The 17,379-nt window shown below is 67.9% G+C and carries 14 protein-coding genes, 1 tRNA gene and 1 pseudogene; 8 read left to right on the top strand and 8 right to left on the bottom strand.

Features of this window, described 5'->3' with window-relative positions:
- Positions 1 to 92: 92 nt before the first annotated feature.
- Complete coding sequence (locus AV541_RS09930) at positions 93 to 587, bottom strand: CarD family transcriptional regulator (protein ID WP_008630850.1); 495 nt, start codon at positions 585 to 587, stop codon at positions 93 to 95.
- Positions 584 to 1,153, bottom strand: coding sequence for a TetR/AcrR family transcriptional regulator SbtR (sbtR, locus tag AV541_RS09925; protein ID WP_082709678.1), 570 nt, complete (start codon positions 1,151 to 1,153; stop codon positions 584 to 586). Before sbtR ends, AV541_RS09930 begins: the two co-directional genes overlap by 4 nt.
- A gap of 77 nt (positions 1,154 to 1,230) precedes the next feature.
- On the opposite strand from sbtR, the gene AV541_RS09920 reads away from it, so the two are divergent.
- Genes AV541_RS09920 through AV541_RS09910 form a run of 3 tightly spaced genes read left to right on the top strand, consistent with a single transcriptional unit; the run spans position 1,231 to position 2,963 of the window.
- A complete protein-coding gene (locus tag AV541_RS09920; RefSeq protein ID WP_060384851.1) occupies positions 1,231 to 1,944 on the top strand; it encodes a type 1 glutamine amidotransferase family protein in 714 nt (237 codons plus the stop codon).
- A gap of 7 nt (positions 1,945 to 1,951) precedes the next feature.
- Positions 1,952 to 2,434, top strand: a complete 483-nt coding sequence (locus AV541_RS09915; RefSeq protein ID WP_060384787.1) for a DUF2227 family putative metal-binding protein — start codon at positions 1,952 to 1,954, stop codon at positions 2,432 to 2,434.
- Between the two features lie 43 nt (positions 2,435 to 2,477).
- Positions 2,478 to 2,963, top strand: coding sequence for a TlpA family protein disulfide reductase (locus tag AV541_RS09910; protein ID WP_060384786.1), 486 nt, complete (start codon positions 2,478 to 2,480; stop codon positions 2,961 to 2,963).
- Here the strand turns inward: AV541_RS09910 and tsaE are convergent.
- On the bottom strand, positions 2,925 to 3,362 hold the full coding sequence (gene tsaE, locus AV541_RS09905; RefSeq protein ID WP_060384785.1) for a tRNA (adenosine(37)-N6)-threonylcarbamoyltransferase complex ATPase subunit type 1 TsaE: 438 nt from the start codon (positions 3,360 to 3,362) through the stop codon (positions 2,925 to 2,927). The two genes, AV541_RS09910 and tsaE, sit on opposite strands and share 39 nt — an antisense overlap.
- A gap of 31 nt (positions 3,363 to 3,393) precedes the next feature.
- Positions 3,394 to 3,480: transfer RNA gene (locus AV541_RS09900), tRNA-Leu, on the bottom strand.
- A 221-nt stretch (positions 3,481 to 3,701) separates the two neighbouring features.
- On the opposite strand from AV541_RS09900, the gene AV541_RS09895 reads away from it, so the two are divergent.
- Together AV541_RS09895 and leuS are read left to right on the top strand one after the other, a co-directional pair.
- Positions 3,702 to 5,312, top strand: a complete 1,611-nt coding sequence (locus AV541_RS09895) for a 30S ribosomal protein S1 (RefSeq protein WP_060384784.1) — start codon at positions 3,702 to 3,704, stop codon at positions 5,310 to 5,312.
- A gap of 171 nt (positions 5,313 to 5,483) precedes the next feature.
- A pseudogene (leuS, locus tag AV541_RS09890) lies at positions 5,484 to 8,119 on the top strand (leucine--tRNA ligase).
- On the opposite strand, the gene AV541_RS09885 reads toward leuS, so the two are convergent.
- Genes AV541_RS09885 through AV541_RS09875 form a run of 3 tightly spaced genes read right to left on the bottom strand, consistent with a single transcriptional unit; the run spans position 8,097 to position 12,399 of the window.
- A complete protein-coding gene (locus AV541_RS09885) occupies positions 8,097 to 8,798 on the bottom strand; it encodes a Clp1/GlmU family protein (RefSeq protein WP_008630863.1) in 702 nt (233 codons plus the stop codon). The pseudogene leuS and the gene AV541_RS09885 overlap by 23 nt on opposite strands.
- A 1-nt stretch (position 8,799) precedes the next feature.
- The gene (locus AV541_RS09880; protein ID WP_008630865.1) at positions 8,800 to 9,453 is read right to left on the bottom strand and encodes a hypothetical protein; all 654 of its coding nucleotides are present in this window, start codon (positions 9,451 to 9,453) and stop codon (positions 8,800 to 8,802) included.
- Positions 9,454 to 9,471: 18 nt separating this feature from the next.
- On the bottom strand, positions 9,472 to 12,399 hold the full coding sequence (locus AV541_RS09875) for a glucodextranase DOMON-like domain-containing protein (protein WP_156423377.1): 2,928 nt from the start codon (positions 12,397 to 12,399) through the stop codon (positions 9,472 to 9,474).
- 95 nt (positions 12,400 to 12,494) lie between these two features.
- Between AV541_RS09875 and AV541_RS09870 the strand changes: the two genes are divergently transcribed.
- Both AV541_RS09870 and AV541_RS09865 read left to right on the top strand, forming a co-directional pair.
- Complete coding sequence (locus AV541_RS09870) at positions 12,495 to 13,544, top strand: NADH:flavin oxidoreductase/NADH oxidase (protein WP_008630866.1); 1,050 nt, start codon at positions 12,495 to 12,497, stop codon at positions 13,542 to 13,544.
- 16 nt (positions 13,545 to 13,560) lie between these two features.
- Positions 13,561 to 14,520 (top strand): quinone oxidoreductase family protein, encoded by a 960-nt coding sequence (locus tag AV541_RS09865; RefSeq protein WP_060384782.1) that lies wholly within the window; start codon positions 13,561 to 13,563, stop codon positions 14,518 to 14,520.
- Here the strand turns inward: AV541_RS09865 and AV541_RS09860 are convergent.
- Complete coding sequence (locus tag AV541_RS09860) at positions 14,509 to 15,417, bottom strand: carbohydrate kinase family protein (protein WP_008630868.1); 909 nt, start codon at positions 15,415 to 15,417, stop codon at positions 14,509 to 14,511. The two genes, AV541_RS09865 and AV541_RS09860, sit on opposite strands and share 12 nt — an antisense overlap.
- Before the next feature lie 131 nt (positions 15,418 to 15,548).
- Between AV541_RS09860 and AV541_RS09855 the strand changes: the two genes are divergently transcribed.
- Positions 15,549 to 17,372, top strand: coding sequence for an aldehyde ferredoxin oxidoreductase family protein (locus AV541_RS09855; protein ID WP_008630870.1), 1,824 nt, complete (start codon positions 15,549 to 15,551; stop codon positions 17,370 to 17,372).
- Positions 17,373 to 17,379: the final 7 nt, after the last annotated feature.

The raw sequence follows: 17,379 nt of genomic DNA, 5'->3' as shown, positions 1-17,379 counted from the left end.
GGATAAAGGTCCTTTCTCCCCGGTTCCTTTGCCCGGGAAGCCCCCCGGAAAAGAAGACCCCCCCGGCCCGGCCGGGGGGTGTAAGCGGGCGCTTAGTTCAGCTCCTCGCCCCAGGCCTCCTCAAAGAGGCGTTTCGCCTCCTGAACGGTGATCTCCAGGCTCTGGGCCACCTCCTCGGCCAGAAGATGGATGGCCCGCCTCAGGGCCTGCCGGTCCAGGTCGGGAAGGCCCCGCTCCACCTCCCAGGCCCTAAGCTGCCCCGCCATCTGGGCGATGCGGTAGGGATTCCCGTCCGCCAGGATCTCGCTGGTCTTGCGGTGCCGGGCGGCCCACTGCTTGGGGAGGAGCATCCGCCCGTTCTTGAGCAGGTCCAGGATCACGGGAATCTCTTCCGGGGCCAGGGCCTTTCTTAGGCCCACGCTGTGCGGTGCCTCCACCGGCACGTAGGCCTTGGAGCGGGAACCAGGGAAGTCCACCTGGTAATAGGCCCGGCTCACCCCGCTTACGCTCCGCTGGGCGATGCCCGCCACCACGCCGACCCCGTAGGGGGGCAAGACCACCTTGTCCCCAGGCCTGAACTCCTTCACGGCTCTACTCCTTTCCGGAGCACCTCCATAAGGTGCTCCAAATAGGCTTCCACCTCCAAGGAGGGGGTGCACCCCATCGCCGCGATGACCGCGGCCGTCGCCTTGGGGGAGAGGCCCTTGCGCACGGCCCCCTCCGACTGGCCCGACCGCAAAAGCTCCTCCAGGAGGCGGAGGTAGTGCTCGTGGAGGCCCTTAAGCCAGGGGGCGGGGTCGTCCATGGCCTCCCGGGCCACGGCGGCCCAGAGGCCCCGCCACTCCTGTACCCAGGCCAGGCGGCGCTTCAGCACCTCCTCAAGGCGCACAAAAAAAGGTGCTTTGCGGCGCACCACCTCCTCCACCTCGCGGTAGAAGGCCCAGGTGCGCTCCTCCACCAGGGTCTTGAGCAGGTCCCTCTTGTCGCGGAAGTAGAGGTAGATGGTGCCCTTGCCCACCTCCGCCCTCCGGGCCACCTCCTCCATCTTGAGCCCGGAGAGGCCCCCCTCCCGGAGCACGGCCAGGGTGGCCTCGAGGATGGCCCGCTTCTTGTCCTTGACGCCGGCCCCTGGAGGGGTTATCATCGCGGCCACGACCCCCAGTCTACCACACCGTCCTTCCCCTTTCATGAGGGGTGCGCTACCCTAGGAGGTACAGGGGAGGTGAAAGCGTGCGTCAGGGCTACTTCGCCTTGCTCACCGCGGACCCCTTGCGGGGCGCCCTCAACCGGGTGGAGGCCCGGCTTATTGAGGAGGCCCGCGGGGAGGCCCTTTTTCTTATCCCGTACGCCCTGCGGGACCTGGCCGAGGCCTGGCGCCTCGTCTACCGCGACCTGGGCCTCAGGCGGGGCCGGGTGGTCTACCTCCGGCGCCGGGAGGAGGCCTTTGACCCCGAGGTGGCCCGGCGGGTGGCGGAAAGCCCCCTGGTGATCCTCGCCGCCGAGAGCCTGCCGGAGTTCCTGGACCTCATCCGCAATAGCCTCCTCCTGCAGGCCCTCGCCGAGGTTTACCGCCAGGAGGGCGGGGTGGTGGCCGTGGGGGAGGCCGCCGGCCTCCTGGGCGAGGCGGCCTTTTACGCCTTGGAGGGCGAGGTCCGGGCGGGGTTCGGCCTCGCCCTCCTCAGGGGGCTCGCCCTCCTTCCCCGGGTGGAGGAGCGGGGGCGGTTTCTGGCCCTTTCCCGCCTGGTGGCGGACAACCCCGACCTCGTGGGGCTCGGCCTCTTGGAAAACACCGCCCTCCGCCTCCTTCGGGGCCTCGGGGAGGTGTGGGCGGGCGGGGTCACCTTGGTGGACGCCGGCGGGGCCGAGTACACGGGCCGGGGCGTCCGCGGCCTGAGGGTGGACGTCCTCTCCACGGGCGAGCGCTTCCCCCTTCCCAGCCTATAATCGGGGCATGCCCTCGGGGCGCGCCCACGAGGCCTTGAACCTGGCGGCGCTGGGCGGCTTGGCCCTGGCCCACCTGGCGGCGGGGGGCTCTCCGGAGGACCCCCGGGCCTGGGCTTTCGGCCTCGCCTACCTGGCGGGCACTTACCTCCTTTCCCCCGACTTAGACCTGGCGGAGCGGGGGGTGAGGGCGAGCCGCCGCTGGGGGATTTTTGCCGCCTTCTGGCGCCCATACGGCTGGCTCTTTAGGCACCGGGGCCTCTCCCACACCTGGCTGCTTGGGCCCCTCACCCGGCTCGCCTACCTGGGGGTTTGGGTGGGGCTCCTCCTCCTGGTCCTGCGCTGGACGCTGGGCCTCCAGGTCTCCTTGGACCTTCCCCCGGAGCTGTGGGGCTTCGGCCTGCTCGGCTACTACGCCTCCCAGTGGCTCCACCTCCTCGCGGACGGGATCCGGCCCGACCACGGCCTGAAGCGCCTGCGCCGTCCCCGGTGAGGGCGTTCGCCCTTTTCAAAACCTCTTCTGCCATACTGAAGCCATGACCAAACTCTGGACCCTTCTCGTGGCGGGCGCGTTGAGCCTGGCCCTGGCGGTGAAGCCGGGCGAGCCCCTCCCCGATTTCCTCCTTTTGGACCCCAAAGGCCAGCCCGTGACCCCGGCGACGATGCCAAAGCCTGCGGTCATCGTCTTTTGGGCCAGCTGGTGTACGGTGTGCAAGGCGGAGTTCCCCCGCCTGCACCGGGTGGCGGAGGAGACGGGGGTCCCCTTTTACGTCATCAGCCGGGAGCCCCGGGACACCAGGGAGGTGGTTCTGGAGTACATGAAGGCCTACCCCCGCTTCATCCCCCTCCTGGCCTCGGACCGGGACCGGCCCCACGAGGTGGCGGCCCGGTTCAAGGTCCTGGGCCAGCCCTGGACCTTCGTGGTGGACCGGGAGGGGAAGGTGGTGGCCCTCTTCGCCGGGCGGGCGGGCCGGGAGGCCTTGCTAGACGCCCTCCTCCTCGCCGGGGCCGACCTCCCATAGCTCGGCCCGGCGGGCCTCCCCTTCCGGCGAAAGCCTAAGGAGGTGGCTCGCCCCGAGGAGGCGGGGCTCCCCCCACTCCACCAGGCCGAGCCGTGCCCCCTCCAGGGCGGCCTCCAGCTGGCCGAGGAGGAGGGAGGGGTCCTTCAGGCGGTAGAGGTCGGCGTGGACCACGGGCCCCTCGGGGGTGGGGTAGGTGTGGATGAGGGTGTAGGTGGGGCTCGTGACCCGGCCGGGGAAGCCCAGGGCCCGGGCGAGGAAGCCCACGAAGGTGGTCTTGCCTGCGCCCAAGGGGCCCTCGAGGGCCACAAGGGCGCCCCGGGGGAGGAGGCCTAGGACCTCCTCCGCCAGGGCCTGGGTGTCCTCGAGGCGCGAAAGCTTGCGCGAGAGAAGGAGCCGCATAAGCGAAACAAGGCCCTTTCGGGCCTCGGTTTGGTGCCGGGGGCGGGACTTGAACCCGCACGCCCTTGCGGGCACCACCCCCTCAAGATGGCGTGTCTACCAGTTCCACCACCCCGGCGTGGGCGCGCCTCAGCGCAAGCATCAGTTTAGCAAAAGGCGCGGCCTTGTCAAGCGCGAGGGCGGATAGGGCCCAGGCCTGGGGCGAGGTCTTGGCAAACGGGAGGAGGGGTGGTATAAAGGGGGAGTATGCCCTTCGGGGCTTGTGCACACGAGAGCGGGGAGTAGTGGCTCTCCCCCTCCTTTTCGTGTGGCAGAAGGCTAGAGGAGGATAGAGGCGGCATGGAAGACAAGGCGACCCAGACCCCGGAACAGACCTTCAGCATGGAAGCGGCCCTTCAGGAGACGGAGGCCCGGCTGGAGAAGCGCGTGCGCCCCGGGCAGATCCTGACGGGCAAGGTGGTTCTGGTGGGCTCGGAAGGCGTGGCGGTGGACATCGGCGCCAAGACCGAGGGCATCATCCCCTTCAACCAGCTCACCACCAAGCCCCTCTCCGAGGAGGAACTCAGGAACCTTCTGAGCCCTGGGGACGAGGTGAAGGTCCAGGTGCTCCGGGTGGACCCCGAGACGGGCCAGATCCTGCTCTCCCGGAAGAAGATCGAGGCCCAGGAGAAGTGGGACCGGATCCAGGAGCTTTACGAGAAGGGCGAGCCCGTCACCGTGACCATCAAGGAGCGGGTGAAGGGGGGCGTGGTCGCCGAGCTGGACGGTGTCCAGGGCTTCATGCCCGCCTCCCAGCTGGACCTCAGGCGCGTCCCGAACCTGGACGAGTTCGTGGGCCAGCAGGTCCTGGCGAAGATCATTGAGTTCCACCGCCGTAAGGGCCGGGTCATCCTCTCCCGCCGGGCGGTGCTGGAGGAGGAGCAGAAGAAGGCCCGGGAGGCCTTCCTCAAGAGCCTCGAGCCCGGCCAGGTGGTGGAGGGCACCGTGGTGGAGGTGACCGACTTCGGGGTCTTCGTCAACCTGGGCCCCGTGGACGGCCTGGTCCACCGTTCCGAGATCACCTGGGGGCGGTTCAACCACCCCCGCGAGGTGATCCAGAAGGGCCAGAAGGTGAAGGCCCAGGTCCTCTCCGTGGACCCCGAGAAGGAGCGGGTCAACCTCTCCATCAAGGCCCTCATCCCCGACCCCTGGACCACGGTGGCGGAGAAGTACCCCGTGGGCACCCGGGTCCGGGGCAAGGTGGTGGGCCTCACGCCGTTTGGGGCCTTCGTGGAAGTGGAGCCGGGCCTCGAGGGCCTAATCCACATCTCCGAGCTCTCCTGGACCAAGCGGCCCAAGCACCCCTCCGAGGTGGTGAAGGAGGGGGACGAGGTGGAGGCCGTGGTCCTGCGCCTGGACCCCAAGGAGCGCCGCCTCTCCCTTGGCCTCAAGCAGACCCAGCCCGATCCCTGGCAGCAGCTCACCGAGAAGTACCCGCCCGGCACCGTGCTGAAGGGCAAGGTTACCGGGGTCACGGACTTCGGGGTCTTTGTGGAGATTGAGCCCGGCATTGAGGGGCTCGTCCACGTTTCCGAGCTGGACCACAAACAGGTGGAGAACCCGGCTGCCCTCTTCAAGAAGGGGGACGAGATGGAGGTCGTGGTCCTCAACATTGACCCGGTGGAGCAGCGGGTCTCCCTTTCCCGCAAGCGCCTCCTTCCGCCCCCCCTGCCCCAGGAGGAGGAGCGGCCCCGGCGCGCCCGCTCGGGCAAGGAGCGCGCCCGCCGCAAGGGGGCGCCCCGCCGGGAGGACCGGAGGGAGTACGAGTACGGGGCCGTGGCGGAGTACAACCTCTACGACGCGTCCAGCGTGCCCACCACCACGGCCACGGTGAAGCTCGGCGACCTCTACGGCGACCTCTTGGCGAGCCTGGGCCTCGAGGACGAGGCCGGGGAGAAGACCCAGGGCTGAGGCCCTGGGCCGGGCCCCGCGCCGGACCTTCCCGGCGCGGGGCCTTCGTGTGGAAGCGCCCCGGCGCCAAGGCGTATCATGGGGGCGTGCGCGCGTCCCTACGTCCCTAGCGGGGGGAAGGGTTTTTGGGGCCCCTTCCCTCCTAGGGAGGGGCTTTTTTGAGGAGGAGCCATGGAGAAGTACAACCCGCACGCCATCGAAGCCAAGTGGCAACGCTTCTGGGAGGAGAAGGGATTCATGAAGGCCAAGGACCTCCCGGGGGGTCGAGGGAAGCAGTACGTCCTCGTCATGTTCCCCTACCCCTCGGGGACCTGCACATGGGCCACCTGAAGAACTACACCATGGGGGACGTCCTGGCCCGCTTCCGCCGGATGCAGGGCTACGAGGTCCTCCACCCCATGGGCTGGGACGCTTTTGGCCTTCCGGCGGAGAACGCCGCCCTGAAGTTCGGCGTCCACCCCAAGGACTGGACCTACGCGAACATCCGCCAGGCCAAGGAGAGCCTCCGGCTCATGGGCATCCTCTACGACTGGGACCGGGAGGTCACCACCTGCGAGCCCGAGTACTACCGCTGGAACCAGTGGATCTTTCTCAAGATGTGGGAAAAGGGCCTGGCCTACCGGGCGAAGGGCCTCGTCAACTGGTGCCCCAAGTGCCAGACGGTCCTCGCCAACGAGCAGGTGGTGGAGGGGCGGTGCTGGCGGCACGAGGACACCCCCGTGGAGAAGCGGGAGCTGGAGCAGTGGTACCTGCGCATCACCGCCTACGCTGAAAGGCTCCTCAAGGACCTCGAGGGCCTCAACTGGCCCGAGAAGGTCAAGGCCATGCAAAGGGCCTGGATCGGCCGCTCCGAGGGGGCGGAGATCCTCTTCCCCGTGGAGGGGAAGGAGGTGAAGATCCCCGTCTTCACCACCCGCCCCGACACCCTCTTCGGGGCCACCTTCCTCGTGCTCGCTCCGGAGCACCCCCTGACCCTAAAGCTTGCCGCCCCCGAAAGGCGGGAAGAGGTCCTGGCCTACGTGGAGGCCGCCAAGCGCAAGACGGAGATTGAGCGCCAGGCGGAAGGCAGGGAGAAGACCGGGGTCTTCCTCGGAGCCTACGCCCTAAACCCCGCCACCGGGGAGAGGATCCCCATCTGGACCGCCGACTACGTGCTCTTTGGCTACGGCACCGGGGCCATCATGGCTGTGCCCGCCCACGACCAGCGGGACTTTGAGTTCGCCAAGAAGTTTGGCCTTCCCATCAAGAAGGTGATTGAACGGCCCGGTGAACCCCTCCCTGAGCCTTTGGAAAGGGCCTACGAGGAGCCCGGGATCATGGTGAACTCGGGGCCCTTTGACGGCACGCCAAGCGAGGAGGGGAAGAAGCGGGTCATCGCCTGGCTGGAGGAAAAGGGCCTGGGGAAGGGCCGGGTCACCTACCGCCTCCGGGACTGGCTCATAAGCCGCCAGCGCTACTGGGGGACCCCCATCCCCATGGTCCACTGCGAGGCCTGCGGGGTGGTGCCCGTCCCCGAGGAGGAGCTTCCCGTCCTCCTTCCCGACCTCAAGGACGTGGAGGACATCCGCCCTAAGGGGAAGAGCCCCCTTGAAGCCCACCCCGAGTTCTACGAGACCACCTGCCCCAAGTGCGGTGGCCCCGCCAAGCGGGACACCGACACCATGGACACCTTCTTTGACTCCAGCTGGTACTACCTCCGCTACACCGATCCCAAAAACGACCGCCTCCCCTTTGACCCCGAAAAGGCCAACGCCTGGATGCCCGTGGACCAGTACATCGGCGGGGTGGAGCACGCGGTGCTTCACCTCCTCTACAGCCGCTTCTTCACCAAGTTTCTCCACGACCTGGGGATGGTGAAGGTGGAGGAGCCTTTTAAGGGCCTCTTCACCCAGGGCATGGTCATGGCCTGGACGGACTTCGGCCCCGTGGAGGTGGAAGGAAGCGTGGTGCGCCTCCCCGAGCCCACCCGCATCCGGCTGGAGATCCCCCAGAGCGAGCTTACCCTGGAGGAGGTGAAGAAGATGGGGGCCGAGCTCCGCCCCCACGAGGACGGCACCCTCCACCTCTGGAAGCCCGCCGTCATGAGCAAGTCCAAGGGCAACGGGGTCATGGTGGGGCCCTTCGTGAAGGAGCAGGGGGCGGACATCGCCCGCATCACCATCCTCTTCGCCGCGCCCCCGGAGAACGAGATGGTCTGGACCGAGGAGGGGGTCCAGGGGGCCTGGCGTTTCCTGAACCGGGTGTGGCGCCGGGTGGCCGAGGACAAGGAGGCCCTCCTGGCCACCAGCGGGCGGTTCCAGGCGGAGGAACTTGCGGGGGCCGACAGGGAGCTTTACCGGAAGCTCCACGCCACCTTGAAGAAGGTGACGGAGGACCTCGAGGCCCTGCGCTTCAACACCGCCATCGCCGCCCTCATGGAGCTCCTGAACGTCCTCTACGAGTACCGCAAGGACCGCCCCGTCACCCCGGTCTACCGCACCGTCATCCGCTACTACCTGCAGATGCTCTTCCCCTTCGCCCCCCACCTCGCCGAGGAGCTTTGGCACTGGTTCTGGCCCGATAGCCTCTTTGAGGCGGGCTGGCCCGAGCTGGACGAGAAGGCCCTGGAGAAGGACGTGGTGGAGGTGGCCGTCCAGGTGAACGGAAGGGTGCGGGGGACGATAAGGATCCCCAAGGACGCTCCCCTGGAGGTGGCCAAGGCCGAGGCCCTTAAGGTGCGAAACGTAAGGGCCCACCTCGAGGGCAAGGAGGTGGTGAAGGAGATTTATGTGCCGGGGAGGATCCTCAACCTGGTAGTGCGGGGGTAGGAAGGGCGAGGCGGGTGGGGATGGCCTTGGCCACCTCGCCCTTGGCCGGGGTGAGGAAGAGCCCCTCCCCACCTCCGAAGGCGAGGAGCCGCCCGTAGCCCAGGAAGAACCCCTCGGGGTCCAGGAGGCCGTAGAGGCGGTCCCAGAGGGGCGGGCCCTCGAGGGGGGCAAGCTTTGGCCCCGCCTCCCGAAAGTGGGCGAGGAGCCTTTCCTGCCGGTTTTTCCGCCTCTCTGCCAGGGTCTTCCTCCGGGCCTCGGGGAGGGGAGGGAGGAGGCGCACCCTGAGGTCCTTCCGCCAGGCGAGGGCCTTATAGAGGCCCTCCGCACCCAGGACCACCACCTCCACGGGGTTTAGGGCCTCCACCTGGAGGAGGCGGTATTCCGGGTCCAGAAGCCCGTCCGTGTCCCCCACCGCGGGGCTTCCCGGGGGGATGAGGCGGGCTAAGCGCAGGGCGGCCACCAGGGCCTTCGCCTCCGCCCCCGCCGGGGAGAGGGTGCCCAAAAGGGTCCGGCGCACGAGGAAGAGGCGCCCCTCCCGGTGGAGGAAAAAGGAGAAGGTCCCGGGAAGGGCCCCCTGCCCCGGGTCCAGATCCAGGAGAAAGGCCTCGCCCGCCTTCTGGAGGAGCCTCCTGGCCAGGGTGGTCTTTCCCGCATCCGTGGGGCCCAGAAGAAGGAGCATCCTAAGGACCCAGCTTGCGCTTGAGGTAGGCCAGAAGCTCCTCCAAAGCGAGCCTGAGCCGCCTCTGTTCCTCCGCCAGGGCCTCGAGGGGGTCCTTCCGCTCCTCCCCGGTGAGGGTCTTAAAGAGGAGGGTGGGGTTGCCGCAGGTGGGGCAGGCGAGCCCCTGGGGGTTTGCGGCGTAGGCGTAGAAGATCCGGGTGCGGCACCTGGGGCAGAGGAGGTACTTGAGCCCCGGGGCCTCCCCCCGCCTTAGGGCCGCCTCCAGGGCCACGGCCTCCTCGGGGGCGAAGCCGAGGAAGTAGTCCTCCCCGACCTTCAAGGGGCCTTGAGGAACCGCCGTGGCCTTGCGCTCCCCCTTCTTCCCCTTGGGGGTCTCCCAGGTGACCCCGTTCCAGCGGAAGTGGCGGAGGTGTTGCTTCCCCTCCCGGTCCACGATCTCCACGATGAGCTCCAGCTCCGGGTCCTCAGGGTAGTAGTAGAGGCGCACCGCCTGGACCCCGGGAAGGGCGGGCAGGGTGTGGACGTAGGGCTCCTTTCCCTTCGCCGGGTAGCCCACCAGGCGCTGGAGGTCGTAGAGGGTGAGGCCGGGGCGGGAGGGGCCCCCGAAGAGGAGTTCCTCCACCCGTCGGAAGGCGGCCTCGAGGTCCCGGTCCATGGCCTCAGTCTACGCCGTCTAAGGCCAGGCCACGCAGTAGGGCTTGAGCACCGCGTGCCTCCCGCCTCCGTACCGGGAGAGCATGGCCTCCTGCACCCCCTTCTCCGGCCAGAGGTAGTCCACCACCAAGGGGGCGTCCTCGTTCTGGGCCCCGCCCAGGTTCCAGGGCCCCGCCTCCTTGCCCACCGGGCGGAAGTGGTCCGGGCCGTAGCCGTCCTGGCTCCCCACCAGGACGTAGAAGCACACCCTCTGCCCGGGGGCCGGGTTGAAGTACTTCTTGTCCAGCTGCAGGATCACCTGCTTGTCGGCGGGGTTGCTGCTCACCACCACCCCATCGGCGGTGTCCGTGCCGTCCGGGAAGCCCACCCGTTGCCCGTACTGGGGCCAGCCCGCCACCTTCAGGAAGAGGTCCCACGGGTGCTCCGGGTCAAAGGCCACCTTGGCCCCCTTGGCGAAGGTATCGGTGCGGCCGCCCTCCTTGAAGTCGATATAGACGTTCACGAGCTGATGGCTAAACCCCGCCGGGGCCCCCCAGGGGTTGGTCATCTCCCCGAAGGTGAAGACGAAGGTCCAGGTGTCCCCTCCGTCCAAAATCCGCATCTCCAGCAGGTCAAAGAGGCCCTTGAAGGGGGCGAAGGCGTTATCCTTGGGGTAGGTATAGGTGCCGGGGCCGTGATCGTCCCCTGCGGGGTCGGCGAGGCGCAACACCTCCTTCCCCGCCAGGCGCTGGGGCAGGCTCAGGGCCAGGGGAGCCCCGTTGGGGGCGGTGTCGAGCACCCTACCCCCCCGCTCCAGCACCACCGCCAGGCGCAGGGTGTCCCCGGCCTCCGCCTTCAGGGTGGTGTAGGGGATGCGCATCTCCACCACCTCGTCCACCCAGGCCCGCCGCCCAGCCAGGTCCGCCGGGGAGCTGGCCATTACCCAAGCCCCTTCCCGGTAGGCAAAGCGCACCAAGACCCCTTGCCCCTCCCGCACCTGGTCCAGGTCCAGGGTGATGCGCTGCTGCAGGGGGAAGCCCAGGGAGACCTCCGCCCCTTCGGGGAAGGCCGCCCCGCCCTCCTCCCTGGGGGTGGTGGCGTAGACGTGCAGGCGGTAGCCCTGGCCCACCAGGTCCCGGGCCCGCACCCCGTCCCGCAGGTCCACGCGCAGGTAGACGTTCTGCTCGTCAAACCCCAAGGCCACGCCGCGGATCAGGTCGTCCGGGGTCTGCATGGTGGTGCCGTCCAGGTCCGCCAGGTAGGCGGCCCCCTGCCACTCCTCCGGGGTGGCCCGGCCGTCCAAGGTGGGCCTCACCCGGCCCGGGGCCCCCTGGGGCTGGGCCGGGGGCCGCACGGCGATGAAGAGCTCCTCCGGGGGCTTCTGGCCCAGGGTGCGGTACACCGCCTGCAAGAGGGCGCGGAAGGCCTCGTCAAAGGGCGGGTTGTTGGGGAAGCCCGTGTCCTGGCCGTACCACCAGAACCAGTCGGAGGCCTGGGCGGCGTAGATGAGGCCCATGGCCTGCTCCACCGCCCGGGGGTCCCCGCCTTTTTCCTTGAAGGCCAGTACCGCCTGCCTGGCCCGGGAAAGGCGGTCCCAGGCCTCGTTCTCCTCGGGTTCCCCCGCCCACATGGCGAAATCCCCCGCCCAACCCCCGGTGCCCAGCCGGGCGATGGGCAAGGAGGGCTCGCTGAGGAGTTCGGAAAAGAGCACGGTCTTCAGGGTGCCCTTACGCTGCTCCTCCGTGAGGCGCCGGTAGAGGAGGCGGCGGAAGTCGTTGCCGTTGTTGGGGTAGTTCTCCCAAGCGTTCTCCCCGTCCAGGGCGATGGTGAGCACCGCGCCCGGGTTCTGGCCGATCACCTGGCGGCGGATCTCCAAGAGGGCACCAATGAAGTCCTCCACCGCCCTCTCCGCGCTCATCTGGCTGTAGCTGAAGCCAATGCGGTCGGAAAGGTCCCGGTGGCGGAAGAAGAGGACCACCCGCTTGCCGTCCTTTTCCACGTGGTAGGTGCGGGTTAGGGTGGCGGGGTTCACGGGGAAGCCGCTCTTGCCCAGGATGGCCTCGTCCGTCACCAGGAAGCCGATGCCCTCCTGGGCATAGAGCTCGGCGGCCTTCTGGCTCACCGCCCCTTCGGGGGGCCACATGCCCTTGGGGTCTTTCCCGAAAAGGCTCTTGAAATACTCCTTCCCGGCCCGCACCTGCCAGGCGGCGTCCTCGGGCCAGGCGATGGGCTCTTTGGGCAGGGCCAGGGCGGGGTTGGACTCGCGGATGGCCTCCTTGTCCAGGAGGATGGGGAGGATGGGGTGGTAGTAGGGGGTGGTGATGAGGTCAATCTGCCCCCGCTCCCACAGGGCCTTGTGCAGGGGCAGTATGGTGGCCATGAGTTCCAGATGCTTCCGGAGGACGTAGTTCACGTCTTCCTGGGTGAAGCCGCGGTCCTTGCGGTAGAGGGCCCGGAGGCCAGGGTCGCGCTCAATGTAGTCTATGTTGATCCAGTACAGGTTCCACAAGACCCTGAGGTCCTGCAGGTCCTGGTCGCTGAAGGCCTCCCCCCGGGTCTTCTTGGCCTGGAGCTCCCGGTAGCGGGGGCTCTTCTCCACGAAGCGAGGGTTGATGTCAAAGAAGCGCTCCACGACGAAGGCCCGCTCCTCCGGGGTGAGCTGGGAAAGGGGCTTCTCGGAAACCCGCCAGTAGGCGTCCTTGGCCCTGCCGGAAAGGTAGTCCCCGATCTGCTTGAGGAGGGTGGAGGTGTAGTCAAAGGTGACCTTGATCTCGGGGAACTCCTTGAGCACCTCGGCCATCCAGGGGTAGTCGTTCACCCCGTGGGCCCGCACCCAGGGCCCTTCGTACTGCCCCGTGACAGGGTTCTCGTAGGGGGGCTGGTGCTGGTGCCAGAGGATGGCCACCCGGAGGGGTTGGGCCAGGGCAGGCCCTAGAAAAACCACCAAAACCCAAAGGGCTCGTTTCATGGGCTTCCCTCCTCGGCCAACTTTCCGTTGAAAGAGGTTCCATAGCCGGACACGGGGCATTATACCCCTTCACGCCCTCCGGTCATAATGGACCCATGTCCCTCCTCTTTTCTCCCCTGGAGCTTCGCGGCCTCAGGCTCAAGAACCGCCTGGCCATGTCCCCCATGTGCCAGTACTCGGCCACGGAAGGGGGCGAGGTCACGGCATGGCACCTCCTCCACTACCCTACCCGGGCCCTGGGCGGGGTGGGGCTCGTGATCGTGGAGGCCACGGCCGTCCTCCCGGAGGGGCGCATCAGCCCCTTTGACCTGGGGATCTGGTCCGAGGCGCACCTGCCTGGGCTTAGGGAGCTCGCCCGGCGCATAGAGGAGGCGGGGGCGGTGCCGGGCATCCAGCTGGCCCACGCCGGGCGCAAGGCGGGGACCGCCCCCCCCTGGGAAGGAGGAAAGCCCCTGGGCTGGCGGGTGGTGGGGCCAAGCCCCATTCCCTTCGCCGAGGGGTATCCGGTGCCCGAGGCCCTGGATGAGGCAGGGATGGAACGGATTCTAAAGGCCTTTGTGGAAGGGGCCAAAAGGGCCCTAAGGGCAGGCTTCCAGGTGATCGAGCTCCACATGGCCCACGGCTACCTGCTCTCCTCCTTCCTCTCCCCGCTTGCCAACCAGCGGACGGACCTTTACGGGGGAAGCCTGGAGAACCGCATGCGCTTTCCCCTGGAGGTGGCCCGCGCGGTGCGGGAGGCTTTGCCCCCCGAGGTCCCCCTTTTCGTGCGGGTCTCGGCCACGGACTGGGCCGAGGGGGGGTGGGGCCTGCCGGACACCCTGGCCTTCGCCGAAAGGCTCAAGGCCCTGGGGGTGGATCTTCTGGATCTCTCCAGCGGGGGCGTGGTGCCCGGGGTGAAGGTCCCCGTGGCCCCCGGCTTCCAGGTGCCCTTTGCCGACGCCGTGCGCAAGCGGGTGGGTTTGCCCACGGGGGCGGTGGGCCTCATCACCACCCCGGAGCAAGCGGAGACCGTCCTCCAGGCGGGAAGCGCTGATCTGGTGCTTCTGGGCCGGGTCCTCCTCCGGGACCCCTACTTCCCTCTGAAGGCGGCCAAGGCTTTGGGCCTAAAGCCCCCGGTGCCCCCCCAGTACGAGCGGGGGTTCTGAGGGGTAGACTCTTCCCATGCGGGCCATACGGGTGCACGAAACGGGTGGGCCTGAGGTTTTGCGGCTGGAAGAGCTTCCCGTCCCCGAGCCGGGCCCCGGGGAGGTCCTGGTGCGGCTTTTGGCCATCGGGGTGAACTTCATCGACACCTACAAGCGGAAGGGCCTTTACCCCGTGCCCCTCCCCTTCACCCTGGGGGAGGAGGGGGCTGGGGTGGTGGAGAAGGTGGGGGAGGGCGTGCTGGGGGTGGCCCCTGGGGACAGGGTGGCCTTCGCCAACGTCCAGGGCTCCTACGCCCAGTACCAGGTGGTCCCGGCGGAGAGGCTCGTCCCCGTCCCCGAGGGGTTGGACCCGAAGCTCGCCGCCGCGGCCCTCCTCCAGGGCATGACCGCCCACTACCTCCTCAAGAGCACTTACCCCGTGGCCCCAGGGGACCAGGTCCTGGTGCACGCCGGAGCCGGGGGGGTGGGGCAGCTCCTCATCCAGTGGGCCAAGCGCCTGGGGGCCACGGTCTACGCCACGGCCAGCACCGAGGAGAAGCGCTGGCTTTGCCTGCAAGCGGGGGCCGACTACGCCCTCCCCTACGAGGGCTTCGCCCAAGCCGTGAAGGCCCTCTCCGGGGGTGGGGTGGATGTGGTCTACGACGGCGTGGGCCAGAGCACCTTTGAGGGGAGCCTCGAGGCCCTAAGGCCCCGGGGCTACCTGGTCCTCTTCGGCCAGTCCTCGGGGCCCGTTCCCCCCCTGGACCCCCAGGTGCTGAACCGCAAGGGTAGCCTCTTCCTCACCCGCCCCACCCTGCACCACTACACCGCAAGCCGCAAGGAGCTCCTCTGGCGCGCTGGGGAGGTCTTCCAGGCGGTAAAGGAGGGCTGGCTTAAGGTGCGCATCGGGGCCGAGTTCCCCCTGGAGAAGGCCAAGGAGGCCCACGAGGCCCTGGAGGGGCGCAAAACCGTGGGGAAGGTCCTTCTAATCCCTTAAGAAGCGCGCTTTCCAGGCCCTTAGCCCCTCTTCCGGCAGGTAGGCCCCCCGCACGGTACAGGCCAGGGCGGAAAGGGCCACCGCCCCCTGAAGGGCCCTTTTCAACTCCTTTAGGGAAAGCGCCTTCAGGTTCTCACGCCCGTACCCCCATTTGAGGAGGAGGGCGAGAAGCCCGGCGGTGAAAGCGTCTCCGGCCCCCACGGTGTCCACCACCTGGACCTTTTCTGCGGGAAGGCGCACCTCTTTTTCCCCGTGGAAAGCCACCGCCCCTTCCGGTCCCAGGGTGAGCACCTTGAGGGGGATGGGAAGGCGCTTAACCCCTTCTATGGGGTTTTCCGGGAAGAGAAGCTTGGCGTCCTCCAGGGAAAGCTTTAGGAGATCGGTGCGGGCGAGGTAACCCGCTATGAGGCTTCTTTCCGTCTCCGTGGGGTCTTGGCGCAGGTTGGGGTCGTAGGAAACCAGGGCGCCTTCCTCCAGGGCCTCCTGGAGGAGGGCCTCCACCCCTTCCGCCGTGCGGGCCTCGAGGGCGAAGAGGGAGCCGAAATGGAAGGCCCGGACCCCCTTGAGGAGGCCCCCTTCGGGGCGGAAAGGCGCTTGGAAGGGGCGGTGGAAGCTATAGCGGGCGTTTCCCGCCTCGTCTGGGCGCACCAGGGCCAGGGGCATGGGGGCCTTATGGCACTGGAGCCAGACCTTTAGGCCCCTTCGGGCCATTTCCCTTTCACTCCAGGCAGAGACCCAGTCGTCCCCCACCTCCGAGAGGAAGCAGGCGGGGAAGCCCAAGCGGGCCAGGGTGGTGGCGGTGTTCAGGACCGAGCCCCCGAGGACCCCGGTGAAGCGCAAGGGGGCCTCCTCCTCCAAAACCAAGTCCACCAGGACCTCGCCGGTTAGGGCCAGCATAGGTCCATTATGCCCGGATGCGCTTCACATTCTTTGGGCAAAAAGTGGTATAATCTTCCTCCGAAAGCAGGGCAACCCCGCGTGGTCTTCGCAGCGTCTTTTGTTCCTATCCCGCCCATAGGAGGTGGCAGATGCTTGGAGGATATGCCCATAGGATCGCCCGTATAGACCTTACAAGCGGCAAGGTGGAGTACTTTGCTCCGGACCCCAAGGACCTGGAGATGTACGTGGGGGGCCGGGGCCTTGGGGTGAAGTACGTGTTTGAAAACGGCCCTCAGGTGGACCCTCTGGGCCCGGAAAACCTGCTCTGCATCATGAACGGCCCCCTCTCCGGCACCCGGGCCAAGATGTCGGGGAGGCTCGCCGTGGTCACCAAAAGCCCCCTCACGGGCACCGTCACCGACAGCCACATGGGGGGCTGGACCGCGGCCAAGCTGAAGTGGGCGGGGTTTGACGGCCTCCTCATCAAGGGGGCCTCGGAAAAGCCCGTTTACCTGCTGGTGAAAGACGGAGAGGTCTCCATCCACGACGCCTCGGACCTTTGGGGCAAGACCACCCACGAGGTCCACCGCCTCCTCCAGGAGCGACACGGGAAGGAGGCCGACGTGATGGCCATCGGCCCCGCCGGGGAGAACCTGGTGCGGTTCGCCAACTGGATCAACAACGACGAACGTGCCGCAGGCCGCGGGGGCACGGGAGCGGTGGCGGGGAGCAAGAAACTGAAGGCCATCGTGGTGGTGGGCAAGCAGGACAAGATGCCCCAGCCCAAAGACCCCGAGCTCTGGAAGGAGGCGGACCGCCTGGCCTCCGCCACCATCAACGACCCCAAGAACGTGACCGCCCCCAAGAAGGGCGGGCTCTCCCTCTACGGCACCAACGTGCTCATGAACATCACCAACGTCATGGGGGCCCTGCCCACCTTCAACGCCCAGCACACCTGCATGGAAGGAGTAGAGACCATCTCCGGGGAGTACATCCGCGAGCACCGCCTCATCAAGGACAACACCTGCCACGCCTGCCCCGTGGCCTGCAAGAAGATGGTGGAGGTGCACATCAACGGCAAGGCCATCCGCTTTGAGTCCTACGAGTACGAGTCCGCCTGGGCCCTGGGGGCCCACTCGGGCCACACGGACACCGACTGGACGGGCTACGCCATCTACCTCTGCAACGCCTACGGCATGGACACCATTGAGGCGGGCAACGCCATCGCCGTCCTCATGGAGGCCACGGAGAAGGGCTACTACCAGGGCGAGGACGGGATCCGCTTCGGGGACAAGGAGGGGGAGATCCGCATCTTGGAGGCCATCGCCTACCGCAAGGGCGTGGGGGACATGCTCGCGGAAGGCCCGGCCCGCTTCGCCAAGGCCATCGGCCACCCGGAGATCGCCCTCGAGGTCAAGGGCCAGTCCATCCCCGCCTACGACCCCCGGGGCCTCAAGGGAATGGGCATCGCCTACGCCACCTCCAACCGCGGGGCCTGCCACCTTCGGGCTTACACCCCCGCCTCGGAGATCCTGGGGGTGCCCTACAAGACCGACCCCCTGGCCTGGGAGGGGAAGGGCAAGCTCACCAAGCTCTTCCAGGACCTCTCCGCCTTCACCGACTCCTTGGACCTCTGCAAGTTCAGCCAGTTCGCCGAGGGCCCCGAGGAGTACGCCAAGCAGCTTGCCGCCTACTGGGGCCGGCCGGTGAGCCCGGAGGAGATCCTTAAGATTGGCGAGCGCATCTATAACCTGGAGCGCTACTACAACAACCTGGCGGGCTTTGCCGAGGGCTCGGATTACCTGCCCAAGCGCTTCCTGGAGGAGCCCTCGGACTGCGCCGGCTCCAAGGGGCAGCGCACCGAGCTGGACCTGATGCTGGAGGAGTACTACCGGGAGCGGGGCTGGGAGAAGGGCGTGGTGCCCCCGGCCAAGCTCCAGGAGCTCGGCATCCTCTCCCAGGCGGCGGACTAGCCCCTTG

This window comes from Thermus parvatiensis, assembly GCF_001535545.1.
In the GTDB taxonomy this organism is placed as follows: Bacteria; Deinococcota; Deinococci; order Deinococcales; family Thermaceae; genus Thermus; species Thermus parvatiensis.
The sequence above is the reverse complement of the archived record's forward strand: the minus strand, read 5'-3'. Positions and strand labels throughout refer to the sequence as shown.

Coding starts and splice junctions, on each gene's coding strand:
- AV541_RS09915 (WP_060384787.1), top strand. CDS start 1,952: ATGCCCTCGGGGCGCGCCCACGAGGCCTTGAACCTGGCGGCGCTGGGC.
- AV541_RS09910 (WP_060384786.1), top strand. CDS start 2,478: ATGACCAAACTCTGGACCCTTCTCGTGGCGGGCGCGTTGAGCCTGGCC.
- tsaE (WP_060384785.1), bottom strand. CDS start 3,362: ATGCGGCTCCTTCTCTCGCGCAAGCTTTCGCGCCTCGAGGACACCCAG.
- AV541_RS09895 (WP_060384784.1), top strand. CDS start 3,702: ATGGAAGACAAGGCGACCCAGACCCCGGAACAGACCTTCAGCATGGAA.
- AV541_RS09885 (WP_008630863.1), bottom strand. CDS start 8,798: ATGCTCCTTCTTCTGGGCCCCACGGATGCGGGAAAGACCACCCTGGCC.
- AV541_RS09880 (WP_008630865.1), bottom strand. CDS start 9,453: ATGGACCGGGACCTCGAGGCCGCCTTCCGACGGGTGGAGGAACTCCTC.
- AV541_RS09875 (WP_156423377.1), bottom strand. CDS start 12,399: ATGAAACGAGCCCTTTGGGTTTTGGTGGTTTTTCTAGGGCCTGCCCTG.
- AV541_RS09870 (WP_008630866.1), top strand. CDS start 12,495: ATGTCCCTCCTCTTTTCTCCCCTGGAGCTTCGCGGCCTCAGGCTCAAG.
- AV541_RS09865 (WP_060384782.1), top strand. CDS start 13,561: ATGCGGGCCATACGGGTGCACGAAACGGGTGGGCCTGAGGTTTTGCGG.
- AV541_RS09860 (WP_008630868.1), bottom strand. CDS start 15,417: ATGCTGGCCCTAACCGGCGAGGTCCTGGTGGACTTGGTTTTGGAGGAG.
- AV541_RS09855 (WP_008630870.1), top strand. CDS start 15,549: ATGCTTGGAGGATATGCCCATAGGATCGCCCGTATAGACCTTACAAGC.